General features: G+C 67.7%; 20 protein-coding genes. 14 read left to right on the forward strand and 6 right to left on the reverse strand.

Annotation, left to right across the window (positions count from 1 at the left end):
- The first annotated feature begins 3 nt into the window (after window positions 1-3).
- The 3 genes from BKA24_RS05180 to BKA24_RS05190 are packed head-to-tail and all read left to right on the forward strand — an operon-like array spanning window position 4 to window position 2,940.
- Entirely contained in the window at window positions 4-669 is a 666-nt protein-coding gene (locus BKA24_RS05180) for a response regulator transcription factor (protein WP_184215831.1), read from the forward strand.
- A complete protein-coding gene (locus tag BKA24_RS05185) occupies window positions 656-1,867 on the forward strand; it encodes a sensor histidine kinase (RefSeq protein ID WP_184215833.1) in 1,212 nt (403 codons plus the stop codon). Before BKA24_RS05180 ends, BKA24_RS05185 begins: the two co-directional genes overlap by 14 nt.
- The gene (locus BKA24_RS05190) at window positions 1,864-2,940 is read left to right on the forward strand and encodes a hypothetical protein (protein WP_184215835.1); all 1,077 of its coding nucleotides are present in this window, start codon (window positions 1,864-1,866) and stop codon (window positions 2,938-2,940) included. The genes BKA24_RS05185 and BKA24_RS05190 overlap by 4 nt, the downstream gene beginning before the upstream one ends.
- 264 nt (window positions 2,941-3,204) lie before the next feature.
- Here the strand turns inward: BKA24_RS05190 and BKA24_RS05195 are convergent, their stop codons facing one another.
- On the reverse strand, window positions 3,205-3,435 hold the full coding sequence (locus BKA24_RS05195; protein ID WP_184215837.1) for an acyl-CoA carboxylase subunit epsilon: 231 nt from the start codon (window positions 3,433-3,435) through the stop codon (window positions 3,205-3,207).
- Window positions 3,432-5,057, reverse strand: a complete 1,626-nt coding sequence (locus BKA24_RS05200) for a carboxyl transferase domain-containing protein (protein WP_184215839.1) — start codon at window positions 5,055-5,057, stop codon at window positions 3,432-3,434. Before BKA24_RS05200 ends, BKA24_RS05195 begins: the two co-directional genes overlap by 4 nt.
- Before the next feature lie 138 nt (window positions 5,058-5,195).
- Here BKA24_RS05200 and BKA24_RS05205 point away from each other — a divergent pair, with 138 nt between their 5' ends.
- The 9 genes from BKA24_RS05205 to BKA24_RS05245 all read left to right on the forward strand — a co-directional run bounded on the left by BKA24_RS05205 (window position 5,196) and on the right by BKA24_RS05245 (window position 15,552).
- A complete protein-coding gene (locus tag BKA24_RS05205; RefSeq protein WP_184215841.1) occupies window positions 5,196-5,993 on the forward strand; it encodes a biotin--[acetyl-CoA-carboxylase] ligase in 798 nt (265 codons plus the stop codon).
- A 55-nt stretch (window positions 5,994-6,048) separates the two neighbouring features.
- Window positions 6,049-6,615: a PH domain-containing protein gene (locus BKA24_RS05210; protein WP_184215843.1), complete on the forward strand. Its 567-nt coding sequence runs from the start codon at window positions 6,049-6,051 to the stop codon at window positions 6,613-6,615.
- Between the two features lie 88 nt (window positions 6,616-6,703).
- A complete protein-coding gene (locus tag BKA24_RS05215; RefSeq protein ID WP_184215845.1) occupies window positions 6,704-7,831 on the forward strand; it encodes a 5-(carboxyamino)imidazole ribonucleotide synthase in 1,128 nt (375 codons plus the stop codon).
- Between the two features lie 93 nt (window positions 7,832-7,924).
- The gene (gene purE, locus BKA24_RS05220; protein WP_184220448.1) at window positions 7,925-8,392 is read left to right on the forward strand and encodes a 5-(carboxyamino)imidazole ribonucleotide mutase; all 468 of its coding nucleotides are present in this window, start codon (window positions 7,925-7,927) and stop codon (window positions 8,390-8,392) included.
- A gap of 10 nt (window positions 8,393-8,402) precedes the next feature.
- Window positions 8,403-9,851, forward strand: a complete 1,449-nt coding sequence (locus BKA24_RS05225; protein WP_184215847.1) for an LCP family glycopolymer transferase — start codon at window positions 8,403-8,405, stop codon at window positions 9,849-9,851.
- 11 nt (window positions 9,852-9,862) lie between these two features.
- Window positions 9,863-10,978, forward strand: coding sequence for a glycosyltransferase (locus BKA24_RS05230; protein WP_184215849.1), 1,116 nt, complete (start codon window positions 9,863-9,865; stop codon window positions 10,976-10,978).
- An 80-nt stretch (window positions 10,979-11,058) separates the two neighbouring features.
- The gene (locus BKA24_RS05235) at window positions 11,059-13,809 is read left to right on the forward strand and encodes a GW dipeptide domain-containing protein (protein WP_184215851.1); all 2,751 of its coding nucleotides are present in this window, start codon (window positions 11,059-11,061) and stop codon (window positions 13,807-13,809) included.
- 97 nt (window positions 13,810-13,906) lie between these two features.
- Window positions 13,907-14,806, forward strand: coding sequence for an ABC transporter permease (locus BKA24_RS05240; RefSeq protein WP_184220451.1), 900 nt, complete (start codon window positions 13,907-13,909; stop codon window positions 14,804-14,806).
- Complete coding sequence (locus BKA24_RS05245; protein ID WP_184215853.1) at window positions 14,803-15,552, forward strand: ABC transporter ATP-binding protein; 750 nt, start codon at window positions 14,803-14,805, stop codon at window positions 15,550-15,552. The genes BKA24_RS05240 and BKA24_RS05245 overlap by 4 nt, the downstream gene beginning before the upstream one ends.
- A gap of 58 nt (window positions 15,553-15,610) precedes the next feature.
- On the opposite strand, the gene BKA24_RS05250 is transcribed toward BKA24_RS05245, so the two are convergent.
- Complete coding sequence (locus BKA24_RS05250; RefSeq protein ID WP_184215855.1) at window positions 15,611-16,915, reverse strand: UDP-glucose dehydrogenase family protein; 1,305 nt, start codon at window positions 16,913-16,915, stop codon at window positions 15,611-15,613.
- A gap of 238 nt (window positions 16,916-17,153) precedes the next feature.
- Between BKA24_RS05250 and BKA24_RS05255 the strand changes: the two genes are divergently transcribed.
- Window positions 17,154-18,236, forward strand: coding sequence for a glycosyltransferase family 2 protein (locus BKA24_RS05255; RefSeq protein WP_184215857.1), 1,083 nt, complete (start codon window positions 17,154-17,156; stop codon window positions 18,234-18,236).
- Window positions 18,237-18,283: 47 nt separating this feature from the next.
- Entirely contained in the window at window positions 18,284-20,098 is a 1,815-nt protein-coding gene (locus BKA24_RS05260; protein WP_184215859.1) for a glycosyltransferase family protein, read from the forward strand.
- Window positions 20,099-20,183: 85 nt separating this feature from the next.
- Here the strand turns inward: BKA24_RS05260 and BKA24_RS05265 are convergent, their stop codons facing one another.
- Genes BKA24_RS05265 through murB form a run of 3 tightly spaced genes read right to left on the reverse strand, consistent with a single transcriptional unit; the run spans window position 20,184 to window position 24,126 of the window.
- Window positions 20,184-22,127, reverse strand: coding sequence for an acyltransferase family protein (locus BKA24_RS05265; protein ID WP_184215861.1), 1,944 nt, complete (start codon window positions 22,125-22,127; stop codon window positions 20,184-20,186).
- On the reverse strand, window positions 22,124-23,125 hold the full coding sequence (locus BKA24_RS05270; RefSeq protein ID WP_184215863.1) for a glycosyltransferase family 2 protein: 1,002 nt from the start codon (window positions 23,123-23,125) through the stop codon (window positions 22,124-22,126). The genes BKA24_RS05265 and BKA24_RS05270 overlap by 4 nt, the downstream gene beginning before the upstream one ends.
- Window positions 23,126-23,127: 2 nt before the next feature.
- Window positions 23,128-24,126, reverse strand: a complete 999-nt coding sequence (murB, locus tag BKA24_RS05275) for a UDP-N-acetylmuramate dehydrogenase (protein WP_184215865.1) — start codon at window positions 24,124-24,126, stop codon at window positions 23,128-23,130.
- Between the last annotated feature and the right edge of the window lie 106 nt (window positions 24,127-24,232).

Raw genomic sequence — 24,232 nt, forward strand, 5'->3', positions numbered from 1 at the left:
CACATGATCCGGGTGGCACTCATCGACGACCACGAGTCGGTGCGACTGGGTCTGGAGGCCGCGAGCAACCGGAGCGATGCCATCTCGGTCGTGTTCTCGGGGGCCAGCGTCGCCGCCTACCTCGACTGGCGCCTCTTCTCGCGGGAGCAGCCGGCCGACGTCATCGTCCTCGATCTGACCCTCGGCGACGGGGCGACCGTCACGGAGAACGTGACCCGCCTGGTCGCCGACGGTTCTCCGGTCATCATCCACAGCGTGGCCGATCGCCCCACTGCTGTCCGTGAGGCCCTCGTGGCGGGCGCGGCAGGTGTCGTGAGCAAAGCGGCGCGCATCGACGATGTGATCTCCGCCATCGGCACGGTCGCACGCGGTGACAGCCTCGACACCGTGGAATGGGCCTCGGCCATCGACGGTGATCGGGCGTTCGCCGACGCACAGCTGTCGTCACGCGAGCGCGACGTTCTCCGGCTGTACGCGGCTGGTCTGCCGTTGAAGGCCGTCGCGGATCGGCTCGGTATTGCCTACTCGACGGCGAAGGAGAACATCACACGTGTGCGGGTGAAGTACGTCGAGGTCGGCCGGCCTGCGCCGACCAAGATCGATCTTCTTCGACGGGCAATGGAGGACGGGCTCGTCTCGGAGGGGGTGGCCGACGGTGGTCACCGCTGACTCCGCACCGCCACTGGCGGGACCGTCGGATGCCACATTCTTCACCCGAGCGCGAATCGAGCGGATCCTCGGGCTCGTCGTCGGCATCGGGTGCGCCGTGCTCGGCGTGCAGGCGTTCGTCAACGCTCTGACCTCGGAGCAGGAGGCTCCGGTCTGGCGCATCATCCTCATGCTGGTGACCTTCTCGCCGCTCGCGCTCATGATCGTCGCAGGCATCGCCGGCATCCTGTTCCGGGTCTTTGCCGCGGCGTTCGCGTGCATCTTCCCGCTCGTCCTCATCGCCTGGCCCTTCGCCACGGCGGGTCGGACGGAGCTGTCGGACTCCGAGCCCTGGATCTGGTACCTCCTCAACGTCGCCACAGTCGCCACCGCGCTCGTCTTCCCGCTCGTGCTGCAATACGTCTGGGCCGGAATGATCCCCCTGCTGTACGGCGTCGTGCGCGTCATCCAGATCGGCGGGGGAGTCGAGACCATCGTCAACACGGCGCGACAGGTGGTCTTCGCGGTCATCCTCGCGGTCGTCATGATCCTGATCGGATATCTGCTGCGACGGCTGGCGGCCGACCTCGACCATGCCCGCGAGTCGGCGGTCGCCTCGTACGCCGCCGCGGCCAGCGCCGATGCCGCCGAGCAGGAGCGAGTGTCGGTCGCGGCACTCATGCACGACAGCGTGCTCGCCGCCCTCATCGCGTCTGAGCGGGCGACGAGCCCGCGGGAGCGCGACCTCGCCGTCGCCATGGCCCGCGAGGCGCTGACTCGCCTCGCGAACGCCGACCGCGACGCAGAGGAAGGCCCCGACGACCCCGTCGATGCCGCCTTCCTCGTCGACGGCCTGCGGGCCGCGGCAACGGAGCACGCTGTAGACCTGCCGGTTCGCACGGCGGTCGCACCCGGCACCAAGCCTCTGCCGGGCCGCGTCGCCCGAGCGCTCGTGCTCGCCGGTGCGCAGGCGGTGGTCAACTCTGTCGAACACGCCGGCGCGGCAGGCCTGCGCGCCGACGTCGCCGTCGACGACCGCAGGGTGATGGTGCGGATCACGGACGACGGCGCCGGATTCGACGCCGGCACGGTCGCCGAGGACCGTCTCGGGATCAGCGGCTCCATCGTCGCCCGCGTGGCCGCCGTCGGAGGACACGCGCGCATCCGCAGCTCAGAGCGGGGAACGATCGTCGAACTGCGATGGGAGCGGACCCGATGAGCGGACGCATCCACGCCGGCCTGACGATCGTCGCGGTCGTCTTCACCACGTACCTGGTCGCCGGGGCCCTGGTGTGGACCGGACCGGTCGAGCAGCCGATCGTCTTCATCGCCGCACTGGCGACCTACCTGGCGACGACCTGGCTGTGCATCTTCTGGGATGCCGCCCCACGCACCCGTCCGGTCGCGTCGGGAACCGGCAGCGGCGACGACGAGGATCTCCTCCGTCGCGGCGGAGAGCTCCCGATGTGGGCGTGCGTCCTCGCCCTCGCGGCTGCCGCGGTCGTGCCCGCGGCGACGTGGTACGCGGTGGCGGAGACCGCGCGCCTGGAGCCGTTCGCGACGTGGAGCCTGGGCGGGATCGGCGCGCTGCTGACCATCGTCATGGTGCGGCGACGTGTGATCGTCGCATGGGCGGGCCTCGTGATCCTCGCCATCTCCTCGGCAGCCTGGATCGGTGTCGTCGGTGCGTTGACGCTCGGGCTCGTCGGTGCGGTCGTCTGGGTCGTCACCGCGCAGCTGCTGATGGCACTCGTCGATCGTGCTGCGGTGGACACGGCCGAATTGACGGGGATCCAGCGTCGGTCATCGGAGTGGCTCGCAAGTCAGGACGGCCGTCGACGCGAGCGTCGGGTGCGTGTGCAGCAGGCGCTCGAGGTCGCGGGGCCCGTCCTGATCCGCACGATCGAGACCGACGGTCTTCTCTCCGAGACCGAGCGGGAGCAGGCGCGGCTGGCGGAGGGCACGCTCCGGGACGAGCTGCGCGGACCGCGCCTCTTGGATGAGTCGGTGCGCGCGCGTCTCCACGAGGCACGCCGCCGGGGGAGCATCGTCACGGTCCTCGACGAGGGAGGACTCGATGACGCCAGCGGCGATGCCCTGAACGCCATCCGCGCCGACCTCGCGCGAGCTCTGGAGGGCGCGGCATCCGACCGCATCTACATCCGCACATCGCCCCACGAGAGCATCGCGGTGACGGTCGTGGGACGCTCCCTCGAAGGCGGCGACCCGGACGCCGACGAGGTCGTCGACCTCTGGCACGAGATCTCCCACCCAGGCGACGACGCTCGCTGACCGGCAACGCGGCAGCATTCGCGCGCGGAACCGCACCGTTCGATTGCCCGGTCACGCCTGACGGGCGGAGGGGAGAGGAAGGCGAGGGGCGGCGAAGCCGCCCGCCCCTCGCCAAGCGAGCGGTTACCCGAAAACCGACTCGCAAGGTCGGTCCGCGTTCTGAGGGATACGGACCAACCGAACGCAGAAGCGTTCCAGCGGTATAAGTCTCATCGATCGCCCAAAGGATGTCTGTAGGTACTTTGGGGGACAAACGGGCCGATTTCAGCCCCGGAAGCGTCCCCACCCGACGTCGCGGCGCAGGGGTTCGCGCAGCCCGCGCGCCGACACCATCCATCCGGAGGCGGGGCGATCTTCGGCGACCGCGGTGGACGCCTCGCTCACGTACGACTCCGTGACAACGGCGATGACCGCGGCCAGCTCCTCGGGAGTGGCGTTGCCGCGCAGCACGTCGACGCGCAGCGGGGTCGCTCCGTCGGCATCCTCGCGGCTCATAGCGGGATGTTACCGTGCTTCTTCGCGGGCAGAGCGGCGCGCTTCCCGCGCAGCGCCCGCAGTGCCTTCGCGACGGCCACGCGAGTCTGCGCGGGTTCGATGATGCCGTCGAGTTCGCCGCGCTCTGCCGCCAGGAAGGGGGATGCCACGTTGTAGGTGTACTCGTTCGCGAGGCGGGTCCGCACGGCGGCGACGTCCTCGCCGGCTTCCTCCGCCCGCTTGATCTCTCCGCGGTAGAGAATGTTCACCGCTCCCTGACCCCCCATGACGGCGATCTCCGCCGTGGGCCAGGCCAGGTTGATGTCGGCCCCGAGCTGCTTGGAGCCCATGACGATGTAGGCACCGCCGTACGCCTTGCGCAGGATGACCGTGACGAGCGGGACGGTCGCCTCGGCGTACGCGTAGAGGAGCTTCGCGCCGCGTCGGATGACGCCCGTCCACTCCTGATCGGTCCCCGGCAGGTACCCGGGGACGTCGACGAGGGTGAGGATCGGGATCGAAAACGCGTCGCAGAACCGGACGAAGCGGCTCGCCTTCTCACCGGCATCGATGTTGAGCGTGCCGGCCATCTGCGAGGGCTGGTTGGCGATGATGCCGACGGTGCGGCCTTCGATGCGCCCGAAGCCGATGACGATGTTGGGCGCGAACAGCGGCTGCACCTCGAGGAACTCGCCGCCGTCGACCAGGTGGGAGATCACCTCGTGGATGTCGTAGGGCTGATTCGGCGAATCGGGGATGAGTGTGTTGAGCGTTCGATCGCTGTCGGTCGTCTCGAACTCGAACACGTTCTCGTAGCCGGGCGCCTCCGACATGTTGTTGTCGGGCAGGAACCCGATGAGGGTGCGCGCATAGTCGATCGCGTCGTCCTCGTCTTCGGCGAGGTAATGCGCGACGCCGGAGCGGGTGTTGTGCGTGTACGCGCCGCCGAGCTCCTCCATACCGACGTCCTCGCCGGTGACCGTCTTGATCACGTCGGGGCCGGTGACGAACATCTGGCTGGTCTTGTCGACCATGATCACGAAGTCCGTGAGGGCGGGGGAGTAGACCGCGCCGCCGGCGGCCGGCCCCATGATGAGCGAGATCTGCGGGATGACCCCGGAGGCCGCGGTGTTCAGGCGGAAGATCTCACCGTACTTGCCGAGGGCGACGACGCCCTCCTGGATGCGGGCGCCGCCCGAGTCCAGAATGCCGATGATCGGGATGCCGCCGCGCAAGGCGTGCTCCATGACCTTGATGATCTTCTCGCCGGCGACTTCGCCGAGCGATCCGCCGAACGTCGTGAAGTCCTGCGAGTAGACGGCGACGGTGCGTCCGTGAATGGTGCCGACGCCGGTGACGACCGAGTCGCCGTAGGGCCGGGATCGATCCATGCCGAAGGCCGTGGTCCGGTGGCGCACGTACTCGTCGAGCTCGACGAACGAGCCCGGGTCGACCAGCAGCTCGATGCGCTGGCGGGCGGTCAGCTTGCCCTTCGCGCTCTGCTTGGCGCGAGCGGCCTCCTCGGCGGACACCACCGCCTCCTCGTACCGTGCGCGCAGATCGGCGATCTTGCCGGCGGTGGTGAAGGGGTCGGGCTGATTCGGAGAAGCTTGCTGGTCCGGGCGCTCTGGCTGGTCTGGCACGCATTCCACCCTAGCGAGCGGGCGGCGAGGGTCATTGGCGACATGCCACAACCACAGCCCGGATTCGCTGTGTCCACCCGCACCCCGTGGTGTGTCAAGGCCGCCCGGGATCGCCGCCCCGGCGCATAGGGTGGCGGCATGTCGAACCCCGCCACCGGTTACCCGCTCGCCGCTGCGATCAGTCCGCGCCTGCACGTCATCGACTCGACGCCGTCCACCAACGCGAAGCTCCTGCGTGATGCGTTCGATGACCCCGAGGGTCACCCGCATCTGTCGGTTCTGCTCACCCGTGACCAGACGGCTGGACGAGGTCGCCTCGATCGCACATGGGTGGCCCCGGCCGGAGCGGCGCTCGCGGTATCGGTCCTGCTGCGGACGGATGCCGTGGCGGTGTCGGACCGAGGCTGGATCCCGCTCCTCGCGGGTGAGGCGATGGCCGCTGCCGTCGCGTCGCAGCTCGGCGGACTCGACGTCGGGCTCAAATGGCCGAACGACGTCCTCGTGGACGGGCTCAAGATCAGCGGCATCCTCGCCGAAGTGATGCCGGGCGACCCGCAATCGGTCGTCCTGGGCGTCGGCGTGAACACGGCCATGACCGCTGCGCAGCTGCCGGTGCCCACGGCCACCTCCTTCGCGGCGCACGGTCGCCCCGTCGACGAGGATCGTCTTCTCGCCGACTTCCTTCGCGGGCTTCGCGACGGCATCGCCGCGCTCGCCGTCGGGGGCGGCCCCGCGGCCGAGCTCCGCGAACGCGTCACCGCTGCGTGCGCGACGCTGCAGAACGAGGTCCGGGTGAGCCTTCCCGACGGCACGGAGATCACAGGACGCGCGGTGCGGCTCGACGAAGAGGGTCGACTGGTCGTGGACGCAGGGAGTGCGGAGCACGTCGTGGCTGCCGGCGACGTCGTCCACGTCCGAGCATCCGGGCGCGCCTGAGGCATCCGGGCGCGCCTGACGCGTTCGAACCGCTGCGGCGCGCCATGATGAGATTGTGACTCAGCCCACCCCGTACACCGGTCGTCCGCGGACCCCGGCACCGGGCAGCGCGTCTCCGGAGTTGAAGATCGCGCGATTCCGCCGTCACGCGCGCCGCCTGGTGTGGCCCGCCCTCATCCTGATCGGAACCGCCGCGGCCGTGGGCTACTTCACCGGGAATCCCCCGGAGCCGGTCGCCGGATGGCTGCAGGACTGGATGCTCTGGGCTGCTGCCGCAGCGATCGTCCTGCTTCTGGTCGTCGTGCCCTACCTCCGGTGGCTCTCGCACACCTACACGATCACGACACGGCGCGTCATCGAGCGCCGCGGGCTCGTCGAGCGACACCGCATGGACATCTCCCACGCGCGGGGCTACACGATCTCGGAGCGGAGGGGGCCGATCCAGCGACTGTGGGGGAGCGGGTCCCTCTCCCTGTCGAACGGCGTCGACGCGCCGGTGCGACTGACCGACATCCCCTCGGTACGACTCGTGCACGAGACGCTCGCCGACCAGGTGGAGGTCAGCCAGATCCTCGCGCATCGCGATTCTCACGGCATCCCGGTGGTGCGCTCCGGCGAGTGAGCGGACCGGTGCAGCGCTCACGCGAGGTCCGCGCCCGTGCGAGGCCGGGCTCCCTGTGCGAGAAGATGGGGGCGACGAAAGGATCACGATGGCTTTGCGAGTCGGAATCATCGGCGGAGGTCAGCTCGCCCGGATGATGATCGCCCCGGCGGTCGAACTGGGAGTCGACGTGCGCGTCCTGGCCGAGCAGGACGGGATGTCGGCAGGGCTCGCCGCGAGCGCCGTCGGCGACTACCGAGACCTCGACACCGTGCTCCGGTTCGCCCGTGACGTCGACGTCGTCACCTTTGACCACGAGCACGTCCCGCAGGACGTCCTCCGAGGGCTGGTCGATGCCGGTGTGCAGGTCCACCCCGGGCCTGACGCGCTGGCTGTCGCGCAGGACAAGCTCCGGATGAGGGCGGCGCTCGCCGACCTCGGGATGCCGCAGCCCGACTGGGCCGGCGTCGCCGACGCCGCGGCGCTCGATGACTTCATCGCGGCCCACGGCGGGCGAGCGGTCGTCAAGACGCCGCGCGGCGGGTACGACGGCAAGGGCGTACGCGTCGTCGACTCGGCATCCGATGCCGCAGATTGGCTCGATGCGCTGGAACCGGGTGGTCAGCTGCTCGCCGAGGAGCTGGTGGACTTCACGCGCGAACTGGCGCAGCAGGTGGCCCGGCGCCCTTCCGGTGACCTCGTCGTGTACCCGGTCGTCGAGACCGTCCAGCGCGACGGGGTGTGCGCCGAGGCGATCGCCCCGGCACCCCACGCCGCCGGGCGTCTCGCGGACGTCGCCGGCGACATCGGGGAGGCGATCGCGGTCGGTCTGGGTGTCACCGGCATGCTCGCCGTCGAGCTGTTCGAGACCTCCGACGAGCGCCTGCTCGTGAACGAACTCGCGATGCGCCCGCACAACAGCGGTCACTGGACGCAGGACGGCGCCATCACCAGCCAGTTCGAGCAGCACCTGCGGGCAGTGCTCGACCTCCCGCTCGGCGACACGGCCCTGCGCGCGCCGTGGGCCGTCATGGTGAACATCCTCGGCGGCCCTGAGACCGACTCGCTCTCGGACCGGCTGCCCGCCGCACTGCACGCGCACCCGTCGGCCAAGGTGCACACCTACGGCAAGGATCCGCGCCCGGGGCGCAAAGTGGGGCACGTCAACGTCGCCGGAGACGAGTTGGATGCCGTCTGCTACGAAGCCCGAGCCGCCGCGGCGTTCTTCCTCGATTGATCCGTGCCGTTCCGGGGATCTCCAGGTGGCGCGGCCTAGCCTGGTCGAGTGAACCCGCTGCATTCCTCCACGGCGCCCCTGGTCGGCGTCGTGATGGGGTCCGACTCCGACTGGCGCGTCATGAGCGACGCGTCGCAGGTGCTCACGGACTTCTCGGTCGCCCACGAGGTGGAGGTCGTCTCGGCCCACCGCACGCCCGACAAGCTGCTGCGTTACGGGCGTGAGGCCCGGGCCCGCGGTCTCCGCGCGATCATCGCGGGTGCCGGCGGTGCGGCGCACCTGCCGGGGATGCTGGCATCGGTGACGACACTGCCGGTCATCGGAGTGCCAGTGCAGCTCGCGACCCTCGACGGCCTCGACTCGCTGCTGAGCATCGTGCAGATGCCGGCGGGCATCCCCGTGGCGACAGTCTCCATCAACGGTGCGAAGAACGCCGGCCTCCTGGCCGTGCGCCTGCTCGGCGCCACGGACCACGCCGTCGGGGCGCAGCTCGACGAGTACGCGAGCGACCTCGAGCGTCAAGTCGAGGCGAAGAATCTCCGCCTCAAGGAATCGCTGTGAGCGGCGCCGCGTGAGCGTCCTGAGCCCCCCGCGGCCGGGCGCGTCCCGTCGCGTTCTCGAGGATCGTCCGATCCGCAACCCGGACGCGTCGTCGCCCACGGTGATGACGCGCCGGGCGTGGTGGCTCGTGGTCGCGAACTTCCTTCTCCCAGGGTCCGCGCAGATCCTCGCCGGAAATCGGCGGCTGGGACGCGTCGGCATCATCGCCACGCTCCTCATGTGGGCCGTGATCGTCCTCACGGTCGTGGGCGCTCTCCTGGCCCGCACGCTGCTCGCATCCGTCGTGGCCTCGTGGTGGACGCTGACGATCGTGCAAGTCCTGCTGTGGGTGTACGCGGCGCTGTGGCTGGTCCTGACCGTCGACACGCTGAGGCTCGCGCACCTGCGCGGCGTTCCCGGCAGGAAGCGAGCGGCCGTGGTGGTCGTCGCTCTCGTCCTGGCACTCGTTCCCGGCGCCGGCGCTGTCTACGCGGCTCAGTCGGTGGTCGGCCCGCTGCGCAGCGGGCTCTCGATCTTCGCCTCCGGTCCGAGCGTGCCGCCGTCCGACGGCTACTACAACATCCTGCTGCTCGGCGCTGATAGCGGGGAGGGGCGCGACTCGATGCGGTTCGACAGCATCTCCGTCGTCTCCGTGAACGCGACCAGCGGGGCCGTGACCATTTTCGGCATCCCCCGCGACCTCCGTCACGCCCCGTTCTCGGAGGGGCCGATGCAGGAGCTGTACCCAGACGGCTTCGACGGGCATCCCGACTCATCCTGCGGCTGGACGTCGGGCATCAACCAGCTGATGAACGCCGTGGAGACGTGCCGCGAGGATCGCGGGGCGAGCCTGTACCCCGATGCCGTGTCTCAGAACTCCAGCCCGGCAGTGGAGGCGACGAAGGATGCCGCGGAGGGCATCCTCGGCATCGACGTCCCGTATCACGTCTTCATCGACATGCACGGTTTCGCGGACCTCGTGGACGCCCTCGGCGGGGTGGAGATCACCGTCAAGGAGCGCCTGCCCAAGGGCGGTGGTCCCTCATACAGCGGCCAGCCCGCCGAGGACTGGGCGATCGGCTGGATCGAGGAGGGCACGCAGCGAATGGACGGCGACACCGCCCAGTGGTACGCCCGCTCGCGGTACACGACCAGCGACTGGGATCGCATGCGACGGCAGCGGGAATTGCAGACGGCCATCCTGGCGCAGGCCACACCGTCCACCGTCCTGACGAGATTCAGTGAGGTCGTCGCGGCGGGGAAGAACCTGGTTCAGACCGACGTTCCCGACTCGCTTCTTCCCTTCCTCGTCGACCTCGCGGTCAAGGCGAAGGATCAGGACGTGCAGGACCTCGAGCTCACACCGAAGGGTGCGGGCATCGACCCGGAGGACGTCAGTGCCGATGACTGGGTACGCGTTCGCACGCTCGTGGATGGCCTGCTGCACCCGCCGTCACCGACGCCGGCTCCCGAGTCCTGAAGGGTTCAGCGATGACCACGACCCTCCGGCTGGTGATCGATCAGCCGACCCCGCTCGCCGATCCCGACGCGACGCACGCCGCTCGGGAACTCGCGGTCGCCCTCGCCCAGACCGCCCCCAGCGGGTGCGAGGTCCGTGGTGTCGCTCCCGCCGACGCCGACCGGGAGGCTCTCGCTGCCCTGCCGGGGGTCGCAGGTGTCGACAGGCTCGCGCTCCGCGGCGCGACGGTGGCCGGCCTCTGGCGCCGGGGCATGCGGGCGGGGGTGGGGGACGGTCTCGTCCACTCCGCGTCGCTCGCCGCGCCGCTCGTACGGCACGACCGGGTTCACGACCACGATCAGACCGTTGTCACTCTCTGGGATCTCCAGGCATGGGACGCCCCCGAAACGCTTCCTCGGGGAGCGGCGGCCTGGGCGCGGGGCATGCTGCGGCGCGCGGTGCGCCACGCGGATGCCGTCGTCGTCCCCACCCACCACCTCGCGCGCAGGCTCGCGGATCTCGCTCACCTCGGTGATCGCATCCGTGTCATCGCGGGTGCTCCCGCCGCCGCCCTTCGCGTGCCGTCCGACGAGGTCGGACGTCGCCGGGAGCTCTCGCTCCCGGAGGGATACGTCCTGATGTCGGCCGCGTCGGCGTCGACCGCGGATCTCGTCGTCGCATTCCACGCGGTTGCGACGGCCGGCCGCGACACGGCCGTCGTCGTCCTCGACGTGGCTGAAGGGGAAGAGCCGATCCTCGCCGATGCGGCATCCGCCGCCGGCATCGCCGAGCACCGTTTGCACTTCCGTCGCCGGGTCGACGTCCCGGACCGCGCCGCCGTGTACGCAGGCGCTGTCGCGTTCGTCGCTCCGGAATCGAGCAGCAGGTTCCCCTGGCGCGTGCTGGACGCGCTCCGATTGGGTCTCCCCGTGGTCGCCTCGGCGAGCGAGACGAATCGGGAGCTGCTCCTCGACGGCGCGACCCTCGTCGAACCGGGTGAATCGGAGGCGCTGGGGCACGCATTGTCCGAGACGCTCGCATCGACGGACTCGGTCGAGCGTCTCTCCATCCTCGCCGCCGACAGGGGGCGGGCGTTCTCCTGGCTGGGTGCGGCGGAACGGACCTGGCAGCTTCACGCGGAGTTGTGAGCACGCGGCGAGTCGCGTGTCGCACCGGAAAACCTGACTGCTGACTGGTATCCGGACTCGACTTCCGTAACACTGTTCACATGCGTCACGCTCCCCCGGTCGGCACCGGACTGTCCATGCGGACTACAGCGATGGCGCTCGTCGTCATTCTGGCCATCGCCCTGATGGGCGCCATCATGCCGACCGCGTCAGCGCGCGCTGCTGAACTGCCGTCCAACATCAAGAGCGGCGGCTTCATCATCAGCGACGAAGAATTCTTCGACGGTGACTCGATGACGGCTGCCCAGGTGCAGACCTTCCTCGAGAAGCGCGTGCCGACCTGCAAGGCCACGACAGGCCCCACATGCCTCCGGAACTTCAAGGCGACGCTGACCCCCAAGGCGAAAGACCAGTATTGCAACGCGATCCCGGAGCGGAAGAACGTGGCAGCGGCGACCATCATCGTGGAGGTGAGCCGCGCATGCGGGATCAACCCGAAGGTCGTCATCGTCATGCTGCAGAAAGAACAGGGGCTCATCACCGCGACCAAACCGAGTGATTGGAGCTACCGCGCCGCGATGGGCATGAACTGCCCGGACACCGCACCCTGCGATGCCGCGACGGCTGGCTTCGTCAATCAGGTCAAGCAGGGCGTCCGACAGCAGCAGGTGTATGCGAAGAATCCGACCTGGTACAACTACAGGGCCGGTCAGGTCAACACCATCCAGTGGCACCCCGACGCGTCATGCGGGACGTCAAAGGTTTTCATCGAGAACCAGGCCACCGCGAACCTCTACATCTATACGCCCTACCGTCCCAACGTCGCAGCACTGGCGGCGGGTTACGCGGCGGGTGACGCGTGCTCGACGTACGGCAACCGCAACTTCTACAACTACTACGTCCAATGGTTCAAACCAGGCGCGAGCGAGAACACGGATGGTGCGCCCGCGAAGGTCGCCCCCTGCACCGCGCCGGCGTCGGCCGATGTGGTCGCGCGAAGCGCGACGTATTCGGTCAAGACGAACTCGGCGAATGCGCGGACGGCACCGACTCTCGTGTGCACCGCGACCACCTCCCTTTCGCAGGGGACGAAGGTGTCCGTGACAGGCATCTACGGTGCATGGGCGCGGGCGACGGTCTCGGGCGCGACGCGGTGGATCCTGACGTCCTCGCTCGACATCCCCGATCCCAGCTGTGTCGTGCCTTCGGCGAGCCAGATCACCGCCGCATCCGGGACGGTGACCGTGAAGAGCGATTCCCTCAATGCGCGGAAGGCGCCCACCACCGCCTGCGCCACCGGTCGGATCACCCTCGACCGCGACGACAAGCCGACGCGCACCGGGATATACGGCGCGTGGTGGCGGATCTCCCACGACGGGGGCACGTACTGGATCCACAGCGACTACGCCACAGTCACCAACGGCACCGCGCTGTGTTCCTCCGCGCCCAGCAGCGTCGCCGCAAGCGGCACATATCGTGTCGCGTCGGCGCGGGCGTACGGACGCACAGGTCCCTCGACCCTCTGCGCGAAAGACGCCAAGACGCTGACAGCCGGCACTGTCCTGGTCGCGTCGGCAGCATCGACTGACGGCATATGGATCCGGGTGACCGACGGGACGACCTCGATGTGGGTCGCGAAGGCATCGCTGACGACCGCGCCGTCGGGCGCGGTGTGCGAACAGCCTTCGAGTATCGTCGCGGCAAGCGGCACATACCGCGTCTCATCGGCGCGTGCCTACGGGCGAACGGGCCCGTCATCGCTGTGCGGAACTGAGGCGAAAACCCTGTCGTCGGGCACGATCGTGGTGGCATCTGCGGCGACAAGTGACGGAGCCTGGCTTCGCGTCACCGACGGCGCGTCCACCATGTGGGTGGCGAGGGCGTCGCTGGCAACGGCAGCATCAGACGCGGCGTGCGTTCAGCCGACCACGGTCTCCGCCGCGAGCGGGACGTACCGCGTCGTGTCTTCGCGCGCATACGGTCGGGCGGCGCCGACGTCCCTGTGCTCAGTGGGTGCAAGAGTCTTGGCAAACGGCGACACGCTGAAGGCCACCGCTAAGACGAACGACGGCGTGTGGCTGCGGGTGACCGATGGCTCTGCCACGATGTGGGTCGCGGCCGCGTCGATGACATCAGTGCCGACGGACGTCTGTGCGCAGCCGACGACCGTGACTGCCCTGTCGGCGACCTACGAGGTGTCTTCCTCCCGCGCGTACGGCCGAATGGCGCCTTCTTCGGACTGCTCGTCAGGGGTTGAGACATTCGCGCGCGGCACGACGTTGGTCGCCTCCGCGCAGACATCCGACGGCGTGTGGGTCCGCGTCCTCGACGGGTCCACGACCCGGTGGGTCGCGAAAGCATCGCTCGTCACCGCGACTCCCGTGGATGTATGCGCACAGCCGTCGGCGACGACGAAGTTGGGCAAGACCTACCAGGTCACCTCGACGCGCGCGTATGGACGCACCGCACCGTCGTCCGAATGCTCTACGGATCTGAAGACACTCGCGAAGGGGACGGTGCTGGTCGCGTCAGCGATGACGTCCGATGGCGAGTGGCTTCGCGTGGACGACGGCACGGACGCACGGTGGGTCGCCGCCGCATCTGTGGCCACCCTCGCTTCGAGCTCTGCGTGTGCCCAGCCGAGAACCGTGACAGCAGTGGCGAAGAGCTATCGCGTGACATCGACCAGGGCATACGGGCGCCTCGCGCCGTCCGCCTCCTGCTCGATCGCCGTCGAGACGCTCGCGAAGGGCACGCGCCTCACCGCGACGGGTGTCACGGCCGACGGTCGATGGCTCCGGGTCACCAGTGCATCCGGGTGGATGTGGGTCGCGAGGGCCTCGGTCGGGTGACACAGCGAGGAGCCGCGTGGCGGCACTCCTCAGACCTTCAGCGGACGCGCTGTAGGATCTGGTGTGGCTGCCACGGCCACCGCATACCCGAAGGCTCCTGCACGACGTGACCACACCTATCGACCGCGCACAGTTCGACGTTCCCGGCACCAGTCGCGGTCTTCTCGACGTCGTCCGGTGGCGCTATCTGCTCACTCTCCTCGTTCGTACTGGCGTCACGACGCGGTACCGCAACTCGGTTCTCGGCTGGACATGGTCCTACGTGCGCCCCGGCGCACAGTTCCTGGTGTTCTGGCTCGTCATGGGCGTCTTCCTTCAACTGGAACGGGGCATCCCCAACTACGCGATCTATCTCTTCTCCGGGATCGTGTGCATCAACTTGTTCAACGAGGCCTTCAAGAACGCGACGACCTCGATCGTCGGCAACGCCGCGCTGGTGCGAAAGGTCTACCTTCCGCGACAGCTGTTCGCCGTATCGTCGGTGGTCGTCGCATTCGTGCACTTCCTTCCGCAACTCGCACTTCTGCTCGTAGTGTGCGTGTTCCTCGGGTGGATCGTGAACATCACGATCTGGACCGTGCTCGCCGTCCTCGCAGGCGTCGTGATCCTCATGTTGGTCGCCTTCGGTGCCGGGCTCTTCTTCGGCGCGATCAATGTCCGTTTCCGAGACGCCGAGAACATCGTTGAACTGCTCCTCATGCTCGTGACCTGGGCATCCCCCGTTCTGTACTCATGGACGATGGTGCAGACGGCATTCGCGGGTGCGCCCTGGGTGACGAAGGTGTACCTCCTCAACCCGATCACCCAGGCGGTGGAGCTCTTCCACTACGCGTTCTGGCGGCCCGTGACGAGCGTGCAGATCGCGGAACTGGGGCTCAATCCTCCGCCGGATCTGCTGCTGGGCACGTGCTGGGCGCTTCTGATCTCCCTCGCCATGATCGTCATCGGACAGTCCGTGTTCCGTCGACTCGAAGGAAAGTTCGCGCAAGACCTATGACCGAACAGACCGCGGCATCCGTGCTGCCGAGCATCATCGTGGACGGCGTGCGCAAGACCTTCCTCCTCAATCATGCGCACTCCTTCAAGGACACCGTCGTCAGCTGGATCCGGCGCCGCAAGACGACGACCGAATTCCACGCCTTGCGCGGGCTCGACATCGTGATCAATGAAGGCGATTCGGTCGCGCTGCTCGGCTACAACGGGTCCGGGAAATCGACACTCCTCAAGCTGCTCTCCGGCGTGATGCGTCCTGACGCGGGCGAGGTGCTCACTCGTGGACGCGTGGCGGGCCTCATCGAAGTGGGTGCGGGCTTCCACCCCGAGCTCTCCGGACGGGAGAACGTCTTCCTCAACGCTGCGATCCTGGGGATGCAGCGCGAGGAGATCGAGGCCAGATACGACGACATCGTCGCATTCAGCGAGATCGAGGAGTTCATCGATCAAGAGGTCAAACACTACTCATCGGGTATGTTCATGCGGCTGGCGTTCTCGGTGGCGATCCATGTGGACGTCGACATCCTGCTCGTCGACGAGATCCTCTCCGTCGGTGATGCGCCGTTCCGCGCGAAATGCCGAGCGAAGTTCGACGAGCTGATCGCCGCAGGGAAGACCCTCGTGATCGTCAGCCACGACATGGAGATGGTGCGCGAGCTGTGTACCCGCGGCGTCGTCATCCGCAAGGGCGAACTGCGCTACGACGGCGGGATCGAGGAGGCCATCGCCGCGATGAACGAGGCCGCGTGAACTCGAACAGCAAAGAAGAACGCCCCACCGCAATGCGGTGGGGCGTTCTTCATCGAAGTCAGCGACCCATGCCGGTGTACGACCAGCCCGCCGCGCGCCAGGCGTCGGCATCGAGGCAGTTGCGGCCGTCGAACACCGTCGCCCGTGCCACCATGGTCGCAAGCATGGCCGGGTCGAGATCGCGATAGGCCTTCCACTCCGTCACGACGAGCACGACCTCGGCGTCGGCGACCGCCGCCTCGAGGGTGTCCGCGTACCGGAGCTGCGGGTGAAGCCGGCGCGCGTTCGCGATCGCCTCCGGGTCATGGGAGATCACCTCGGCGCCCAAGCCGTGCAACCGAACGGCGATGTCGAGCGCCGGAGAGTCTCGGACGTCATCGGAGTCGGGCTTGAAGGCGAGTCCGAGCACGGCGACACGTCGGCCGACCGGCTTGCCGTCGAAGGAGTCGACGACGAGGTCGACGAGTCGCTGACGACGCCGAAGATTGATCTCGTCGACGTGACGGAGGAAGGCCACGGAATCCCCGCGGCCCAGTTCTTCTGCGCGTGCGCTGAACGCCCGGATGTCCTTCGGGAGGCATCCGCCACCGAACCCGACGCCTGCGTTGAGGAACCGGCGTCCGATGCGCGCATCGTGACCGATGGCGTCGGCGAGCTGGGTGACGTCGGCCCCCGTGACCTCCGCGATCTCGGCCATCGCGTTGATGAACGAGATCTTCGTGGCGAGGAAGGCGTTGGCTGCGACCTTCACGAGCTCCGCGGTCGCGTAATCGGTCACCAGTCTCGGGGTGCCGGTCGCGATCGCCGGGGCGTAGACCTCGTCCAGAACAGCCACGTCGTCGTCCGAGGTGTCTGCGGCGACGCCGTACACGAGCCGGTCGGGCTCGAGGGTGTCTTTCACCGCGAATCCCTCCCGCAGGAACTCCGGGTTCCACGCGAGATGCGCACCGCGCTCACGCACGAGCTCAGCAAGCCTTGCCGCGGTGCCGACCGGCACCGTCGACTTGCCGGCGACGAGGTCGCCGGGGGAGAGGTGCGGGATCAGCGCCGCCACCGCGGCGTCCACGTACGTCAGGTCCGCGGCGTCGGACCCGTCCTTCCGCTGAGGGGTGCCGACTCCGATGAAGTGCACGCGGCTGCCCTCGGCATCCGCCATATCCGTGCTGAAACGCAGACGACCGGAAGCCACAGCCTCAGTGAGCAACGGCTCGAGACCGGGCTCGAAGAACGGCGGGTGGCCTTTCGACAGCTGCGCGACTTTCTCCGCGTCTACGTCGATACCGACGACGTCATGACCGATGGACGCCATCGCCGCGGCGTGCACTGCCCCGAGATATCCACAGCCGATCACGCTGAGCTTCATGGTTTCGTTCCTTCCGAGGCGGACGTCCGGCCGCCCAGAGCCCACACAATCCAACCACACGGCGGGCGTCGGGCCGATCAGAGGAACCCGCGCCGTTGGGGGCGCGTCCTCCGTGGGCGCGGGAGCTGTCGCCGTACGCTCAGGGGGCGCGGCTACAATATCGGGCGGCGGAGCTGTCGGTGGCCGCGCGGTCTCAGCCGGCCGTCCCCGCCTCAGACGAAGTGAAGGATCTTCATCCATGCGCCTGTTCGTGCAGATTCCGTGCCTCAACGAGGAGCAGACACTCCCTCTCGTGCTCGCCACGATCCCGAAGGCGATCCCCGGAGTCGACGAGATCCACATCCTCGTCGTGGACGACGGGTCGAGTGACCGCACGGTCGAAGTCGCTCGCGAGCTCGGTGTCGAGCACTTCGTGTTCCACACGCGCAACATGGGGCTCGCCCGCTCGTTCCGCGACGGCGTGGACTATGCGATGCAGCACGGCGCCGACATCGTCGTGAACACGGATGGCGACAATCAGTACCCGCAGGAGCGCATCGCGGATCTCGTGCAGCCGATCCTCCGAGGCGAAGCCGACATCGTCATCGGCGACCGCCAGACGAAGACCATCGAGCATTTCTCCCCGTTCAAGAAGGTCATGCAGGGCTTCGGGAGCTCCGTCGTCAACTTCGCCGCTGAGACGGACCTTCCGGATGCAGCCAGCGGATTCCGGGCGTACTCGCGTGAGTCACTCATTCGTCTGAACGTCGTCACGCAGTTCAGCTACTGCATGGAGACGATCATCCAGGCGGGGAACAAGCGACTGCGCATCGAGAGCGTGCAGATCAGCACCAACCCCAAGACCCGCGAGTCGCGACTGTTCAAGAACATCTTCCAGCACATGGGCCGGTCGGGGCAGGCGATCGTGCGCAGCTACATCATGTTCAAGCCGCACGTTGTGTTCTTGACGCTCGCACTCCTCTTCTTCGTCGGCGCGGCCATCCCATTCGGACGGTTCCTGATCTTGTCGTGGCTGGGCATCGCGGGTGACCACATCCAGTCGCTGCTCTTCGGTAGTGCCATGCTCGTCGGAGCGTTGCTTAGTCTCGCTCTGACGGTGATCTCCGACATGCTGCGCACGAACCGGACATTGCTCGAAGACTCGCTCGAGCGGATAAAGCTCCTGCAGTACGCGCCCGAGCGCGTGTTCGATCCGAATGCCCCGGTCCTGGCCGACTCGGCGCGGCATCCCTCGCTCGCGGTCAGTGTCGAGGCCGTGATCGCGCATCACCCGGTTGCGGACGCCGATGCGGGTCCGTCGCAGGTGTCGGCCGGCACCTGACCCGCCTCCGGATCCGTTCGCCTCACCCACCGAAAGGGACCTTTTCTGTGTCCACGCTCGCCCTTCTCGAGATGCCGCGGAGCTTGCGTCGCCGCACCGAGCCGCCGCTCAACGACACCGGCCCCGAACGCTGGTGGCGCTGGGCCGCGTGGATCACGGTCATCGTCTGCGTCGCGCTCCACGCGATCGTCTCGCTCAGCGCGATCGCACCGCGTACGCCCTGGGACGAGAACGGCATCCTGCAGATGGGCCGCATCATCCTCGGCGAGCAGGTCGCGACGATGTCCCTCAGCGGGTACTTCCCGGGAACCTCGTTCCTCGTCGCGCCGATCTGGGCGCTGACGCATGATCCGGCGCTGGTGTATCGCCTCGCGAACATCCTGGTCAACATCGTGGCTCTGTCCACGATCGTCCCGCTTGCGCTCATCGCCCGGAAGGTCGGACTCACGACCGCGAAGGCAGTGACGGTCGCCGCTATCACGATGATGTTGCCCAGCCGAGTGGTGCTCGCGGACTACGTCCCCTCCGAGCAGCTCCTCACCACCTTCGTGGTCTGGACGGCATACGCCGCGTTCGCGGTGTGGCAACGGCCGACGATTCTCAATGGCGCGCTCTTCTCCGTTTTCGCGGTCGGCGCGTATCTGTCGCACGCGCGGGCGCTTCCGTTCCTCGTCGTGGCGGGGATCTGGATGCTCCTCTTCGTCCGTCGTCGTTGGCAGGTTTCGGTCGTCGCCGTGCCGCTCATCATTCTCGGGGCCATCGGAGTGAGGGCCGTCGCGCAGGCGATCAACTCGCAGCTCATTCCGTGGGGGTTCCGTCAGGACACCGGGTTCCTGGGGAAGCTCACCTCTGCCCCGCCCGGGAATCTCATCCGCATCCTCCTCAACGAGACGTGGGTGCAACTCGTCGGAACGTCGGGGCTGATCGCGATCGGTGCCGTTGTCCTCATCGTGTGGGTGCTGCGCGACCTGCGATCCTGGCAGGTCGGGCCGGCGGGATTCGTTGCTGCCGTGGCGTTCGCGGCCGTCGCGGTCTCGATGGTGGCTTGGGGTGGGTCCAAGTTCCTGGCGGAAGGGCATCGCTTCGACGTATGGGTATACAGCCGCTACATCGACCCGTTCGTTGTGGTGGTCGTCTTGCTCGCGCTCGTCGCAATCGTGCGAGGCGTGAGCTTCCCCGTCATCGCTGCGGCCGCCAGCGCCAGCATCGCGGTCATTCTGCCCGTCGTCTTCTGGGTGGCGCCGTGGGTTCCGACGTGGGGCGCGACGGACGGGCCCGCGAACGCCGCTGCGGTGCTGCAATGGGAGCGTTTCTGGCCCAACGAACCGTTCGAGCGGCCGCTCATCCCGTCGTTCACCAACGAGAATCAGTTCTGGCTACTCGCATCGCTGTACGTGATCGCTGTGTTCGTCGTTATCGCGCTCCTGCGTCGTCGGCCTCGGGCGTTCACCTTCATCGCGCTCGGCGTCTCGGTGCTGATCGCACTCGCAGCAGATCCCAGCCAGACTCGTGACTATCCCGATGACCTCACGGCCGCGTTGGAGCGTGTGGAGGAGGGTGGACAGCAGCAGGCCGTCGACTTCTATCAGTCACGCTGTGATCGCTCTGTCGGGATCCACCAAGCGCGCAACTGGGTCGGTTACTGGTTTGCACCGCGCGAGGTCACCGTGGTCTCGGATCCCGCTGAGTTCGATGCGGACGTCGTCGTCGCCTGTGGCGACTTCGGGACGGAGGACGCTCCGGGTGCTCTCGCCGTGGAAGGGCCGACGGAGTATGGCAGCTTCCGGATCTGGGTGCTTCCCAGTGACTTGCAGGACGACCTGCTCGAACGCGGGGTCCTGACGGCGCCCGCCGAGAACTGAGACGACCTGTCGGCGCGCGAACGTTCGACAGAACAAGAAGAGCGGCGGATGCCATGAGCATCCGCCGCTGTTCTTTGATCGCGGGTCAGAAGGCGTCGCCGCGGGCCGTGGGCGACGCGGCGAGATAAGGGTCGAGCTGATCATCGACCTGGTCGATCACCCACTCGGTGCCCGGTAGCGTGAGGTGCCCGTAGTCGAATTGCATCGGTACGCCTTCCGGCGTCTGGAGGACGCACTCGGGCGAATCCCCGCACAGGACATCGATGACATCGATGTATGCATCCGCCCCCGCGGCGTCTGCGACGACTCGGGCTTGGGCGTTGACCGCGTCGCGTTGGTGGATGCGGAGCGACTCGAAGTCGAATTCAGTGCCGAACTGCACGCTGCGCGAGAGCAGAACGGGAAGATCGCCGTCGTATTCGACGGTCGGCCCCATGACCACGGTGCGGATACCGTCAGCGGTGAGCGTCTCGATAGAACGCTCCACGGCCGGGAGCGAGTTCGGCTGCCAGCGGCCGGCGAGCACCACGACGTCGACCTCACCGCTCGGGATGAGCTCTCCCCAGACCCAATCCCGCAGTTCGATGCATTCGTTCTCGCCGCCGCCGGTCTGCAGACCGAAGCAACCTGATGCCGTTGCCTGCATGACATTGGCGTCGGGGTACGCGAGGTCGAGCGAACGCCACCACATGGCGCCGTGCGAGTCGCCCAAGACGAGGACGTTGAGGGCATTGGGCTCTGGCGTCGCGCAGATGTCCTTGTCATACGTGGCGAAGGCGTTCGCCTCGCTGCCGCTGAAGAAGCAGATGCCACGGCGGAACTGCTCGCGATAGCTCTCAGCTTCGGAGTACTCGGCCGTTTCGGCGACCTTTTGCGCAGCCTGGGTGACGGGAATCGCGTTGAAGTGATAGCGCGTCCAGAGGCCGCCGGCGGTCGCGCACACCAGGATGACGGCCGTGGCCGGGATGAGAACGCGTCGAGGCGGGAACGCGCGGACGCGCCTCGTGCGGAACGGGCGTTCGACGAAGGCTGTCGAAGCCGCTGCGAGCAAGAAGGCGACGGCGAAAAGTCCGATCATCTCGACGGGATCGATCGTGTTCCCCGTCATCGTCCGCCAGAACACGATGACCGGCCAATGCCACAGGTAGAGGCTATAGCTGATGGTGCCTACATAGAGGAGCGGTCTGAATTCGAGGACGCGACCGACCCATGTGGCGCGCGCCCAGCCGATGAGCAGGACTGCGCCGAGGACCGGCGCGATCGCCACTGCGCCGGGGAATGGCATTGATTTATCGATGAGGAAGACCGATCCGACCACGAGCGCCAGACCCGTCAACGCTATCCAGGGGTTGGAGGAGGTCCCCCCTCTGCGCATCTGCCAGATGGCGAGCAACGCGCCGGCGCCGAGTTCCCACGCGCGGGTCGGGAGGAGATAGAACGCCGCGCCCGGCGCGACGGAGGTCACGAAGACGCTCGCGATGAGCGACAGGGCGATGATGGCCGCGAGGACCACAAGCACTCGCCGCTTCATCCAGCGGGCTACAACGAGCAGCAGGAGCGGGAAGATCAGGTAGAACTGCTCTTCGACTGCCAGCGACCAGGTGTGGAGCAGAGGCAGACTGCTGGGATCGGCGGCGAAGTAGTCCTCGGTCTGCCAGAAGTAGAAGTTCGAGACGAACAGCGTCGCGGCCAGCACCTGTGCCCCGAGCGCGGCTTGTGCCGCCGGGGTTTGCAGCACAGCCGACATGACGAGGACGACCGCGAGGACGACGACCAACGCGGGGAGGATGCGCAACGCGCGCCGCTGGTAGAAGACCCAGATGGAGAATCGACGGTCGTCGCCCGGCTCCGGATCCATCTCGCGCCACAGGATGCCGGTGATGAGATAGCCGCTGATCACGAAGAACGTGTCGACCCCGACGAAGCCGCCGGGGATCCACTGCGCACCGAGGTGGAACAGGACGACGGGGAGGACAGCGAAAGCCCGGATGCCGTCGACGTGGGGCAGGTATTTCGTTCCGGCGCTCATGAGCCCGTGCGCCGCATCCACAGGGCGCGCATGGCGGGCGTCGTCTTCAGGGCGAGACGCAACCCCCACCGCAGGGGCGCCGCGAGCTGTGACTGGGTCGCGCGGGCGAGCGCATGGACGGCTCGACGCTGGATCGGGCTCGTCAGGTGGGACGCGATGGTTGCCGCGTCGGCCCCGCGGTCATAGGCGCACAACCGTATGCAACGTTCTGCGAGGATCAACTGGACGCCGCCGTCTTGGACGGGGATGACCGCGCCGACGCCACCGGCGCGGACGGCTGCGAGGGCCGCCTGCACGGCACCCTCGTCCGGCAGCTTCTGAAGGTGCCGCGCGAGGCGCAGGAACTGCGCCTGCTCGAGCACTTTCTTCGCGTTATATGTCACACCGTCGCTCTGCACGTGGCGGTCGTACAAGATCTCCGGCACTGTCGCGAAGCCGCCGACCCGGTGAAGACGGAAGCCCAGGTCCGTGAGCTGGGCGACCTTGAACTCGGGCCGGTAGCCGCCGGCCGCGTCGTAGGCGGACCGTCGCATCATCATCTCGCCGTGGGAGAACGTGGTGACGCCGCCCTTCGCGGCGGCGGCATCCGGTCGAACCGTCTCCACCGCGCCGCTCTCATCATCGATGTTCCGGTACCAGCAGCCGACCGCGACGACATCGGGACGCGTGTCGAGCAGCTCGACTTGCTTTCCGATGCGGTTCGGGAGTGAGGAATCGCCCGAGCCCTGAACGGCGATGTATTCGCCCGTGCTGACTTCGATCGCGTCGCGCATCGTGCGGACGAAGCCCTTATTGGGGTCGTTGCGGATGATCCGGAGGCGAGGATCCTGCCATTCGGCGGCGAGCTCGGCCAAACGCTGACTGGTGTTGTCACTCGAGCAGTCGTCGACGACGATCAGTTCGAGGTCGGTGTATCCCTGCGTGAGGATCGACTCGATCGTCCGTCGAAGCACCGGCGCACGGTTGTAGAAGGCGGTGATCACCGAGACTTTCGGCATGGTCATCCTTTTGTGAGATCGAGCGCCGGCCACCGCTCGTCGGCGACGACGTGGGCCGGGCGGAGCACACCGTCCGTGCCCACATGCCGTACTTCGCAGTCCATCGTGAAGCCCGTCGCCGCGCGCACCTTGTTGCGTGCGGTCGCCACCAACCGGAGCACGTCGTCGTCGGTCGCGCGCCCATTGTTGACGATGAAGTTGGCGTGCTTGGGCGAGATCTGGGCGCCGCCCTCGGTCAGCCCCTTCAGGCCGACGGACTCGATCGCGTGACCCGGAGGGCCGACGATCTCGTACATGGCGGGGTCGGAGAGGAACACGGATCCGCCATTGGGCAGGTCGAGCGGGAACTTGGCAGCGCGAGAGGCGATGATCTCCTCGATCTCCGCGACGAGCGTGTCGGGTTCACCTGGCTCCAGTTCCAACTCGGCGTCGAGGATCACGACGTCACTGCCCTGCAGGAGGGAATGGCGGTAGGAGAATCCGAGCGCGGCCGCGTCGAGGCGCTGCAGCTGGCCCGTGGAATCGGCGACGAGGACGCTGATGACGTGGGTGCCGATACCCTTGCGCTGGCTGCCGCCGTTCATGAGGACGAGTCCGCCGATGGTTCCGGGTACACCGCCGGCGTGGGCGATACCACCGAGTCCGGCATCGGCGAGACTTCTGACGAGCTCAGGCACCCTGGCGCCGGCCTGAGCGCGGACCCGGTTGCCGTCGATGCTCACGTGCGACAACTTCGATCCGATCCGCAGCAGCACGCCGTTGAATCCGCGGGAATCGAAGAAGAGGTTCGTGGTCTCACCGATGATCAGCAGCGGCTCGGGTCGCTGCGACATGAGTCGGAGCACGTCCGCGACCTGTTCGACGCCCTCGGGCTCGACGAAGATGTCCGCCGGACCGCCGATGCGCCACGCCGACACCGTGGCCATGTCGACACCGGTCCGCACACAGCCGGGCGCGATCTGCTCGAGCGCTTCGACGAGGTCAGGGATGATCAATGGCACTACTTCTCCGTCGTACACGACGCCCGAACCGTCCTCGACGTCCAGGTGAGGGCGAAGCGGTGGCGCATCGGTCAGGGGCGGGCGGGGATGAGTGATGGACCACGTT

The sequence above is a fragment of the Microbacterium marinum genome (genome assembly GCF_014204835.1).
GTDB classification, from domain to species: Bacteria; Actinomycetota; Actinomycetes; order Actinomycetales; family Microbacteriaceae; genus Microbacterium; species Microbacterium marinum.

Excerpts from the sequence above, each read along its gene's own strand:
- BKA24_RS05180 (WP_184215831.1), top strand. The coding sequence starts at position 4 with ATGATCCGGGTGGCACTCATCGACGACCACGAGTCGGTGCGACTGGGT.
- BKA24_RS05190 (WP_184215835.1), top strand. The coding sequence starts at position 1,864 with ATGAGCGGACGCATCCACGCCGGCCTGACGATCGTCGCGGTCGTCTTC.
- BKA24_RS05195 (WP_184215837.1), bottom strand. The coding sequence starts at position 3,435 with ATGAGCCGCGAGGATGCCGACGGAGCGACCCCGCTGCGCGTCGACGTG.
- BKA24_RS05205 (WP_184215841.1), top strand. The coding sequence starts at position 5,196 with ATGTCGAACCCCGCCACCGGTTACCCGCTCGCCGCTGCGATCAGTCCG.
- BKA24_RS05215 (WP_184215845.1), top strand. The coding sequence starts at position 6,704 with ATGGCTTTGCGAGTCGGAATCATCGGCGGAGGTCAGCTCGCCCGGATG.
- purE (WP_184220448.1), top strand. The coding sequence starts at position 7,925 with ATGGGGTCCGACTCCGACTGGCGCGTCATGAGCGACGCGTCGCAGGTG.
- BKA24_RS05230 (WP_184215849.1), top strand. The coding sequence starts at position 9,863 with ATGACCACGACCCTCCGGCTGGTGATCGATCAGCCGACCCCGCTCGCC.
- BKA24_RS05235 (WP_184215851.1), top strand. The coding sequence starts at position 11,059 with ATGCGTCACGCTCCCCCGGTCGGCACCGGACTGTCCATGCGGACTACA.
- BKA24_RS05245 (WP_184215853.1), top strand. The coding sequence starts at position 14,803 with ATGACCGAACAGACCGCGGCATCCGTGCTGCCGAGCATCATCGTGGAC.
- BKA24_RS05250 (WP_184215855.1), bottom strand. The coding sequence starts at position 16,915 with ATGAAGCTCAGCGTGATCGGCTGTGGATATCTCGGGGCAGTGCACGCC.
- BKA24_RS05255 (WP_184215857.1), top strand. The coding sequence starts at position 17,154 with ATGCGCCTGTTCGTGCAGATTCCGTGCCTCAACGAGGAGCAGACACTC.
- BKA24_RS05265 (WP_184215861.1), bottom strand. The coding sequence starts at position 22,127 with ATGAGCGCCGGAACGAAATACCTGCCCCACGTCGACGGCATCCGGGCT.
- BKA24_RS05270 (WP_184215863.1), bottom strand. The coding sequence starts at position 23,125 with ATGCCGAAAGTCTCGGTGATCACCGCCTTCTACAACCGTGCGCCGGTG.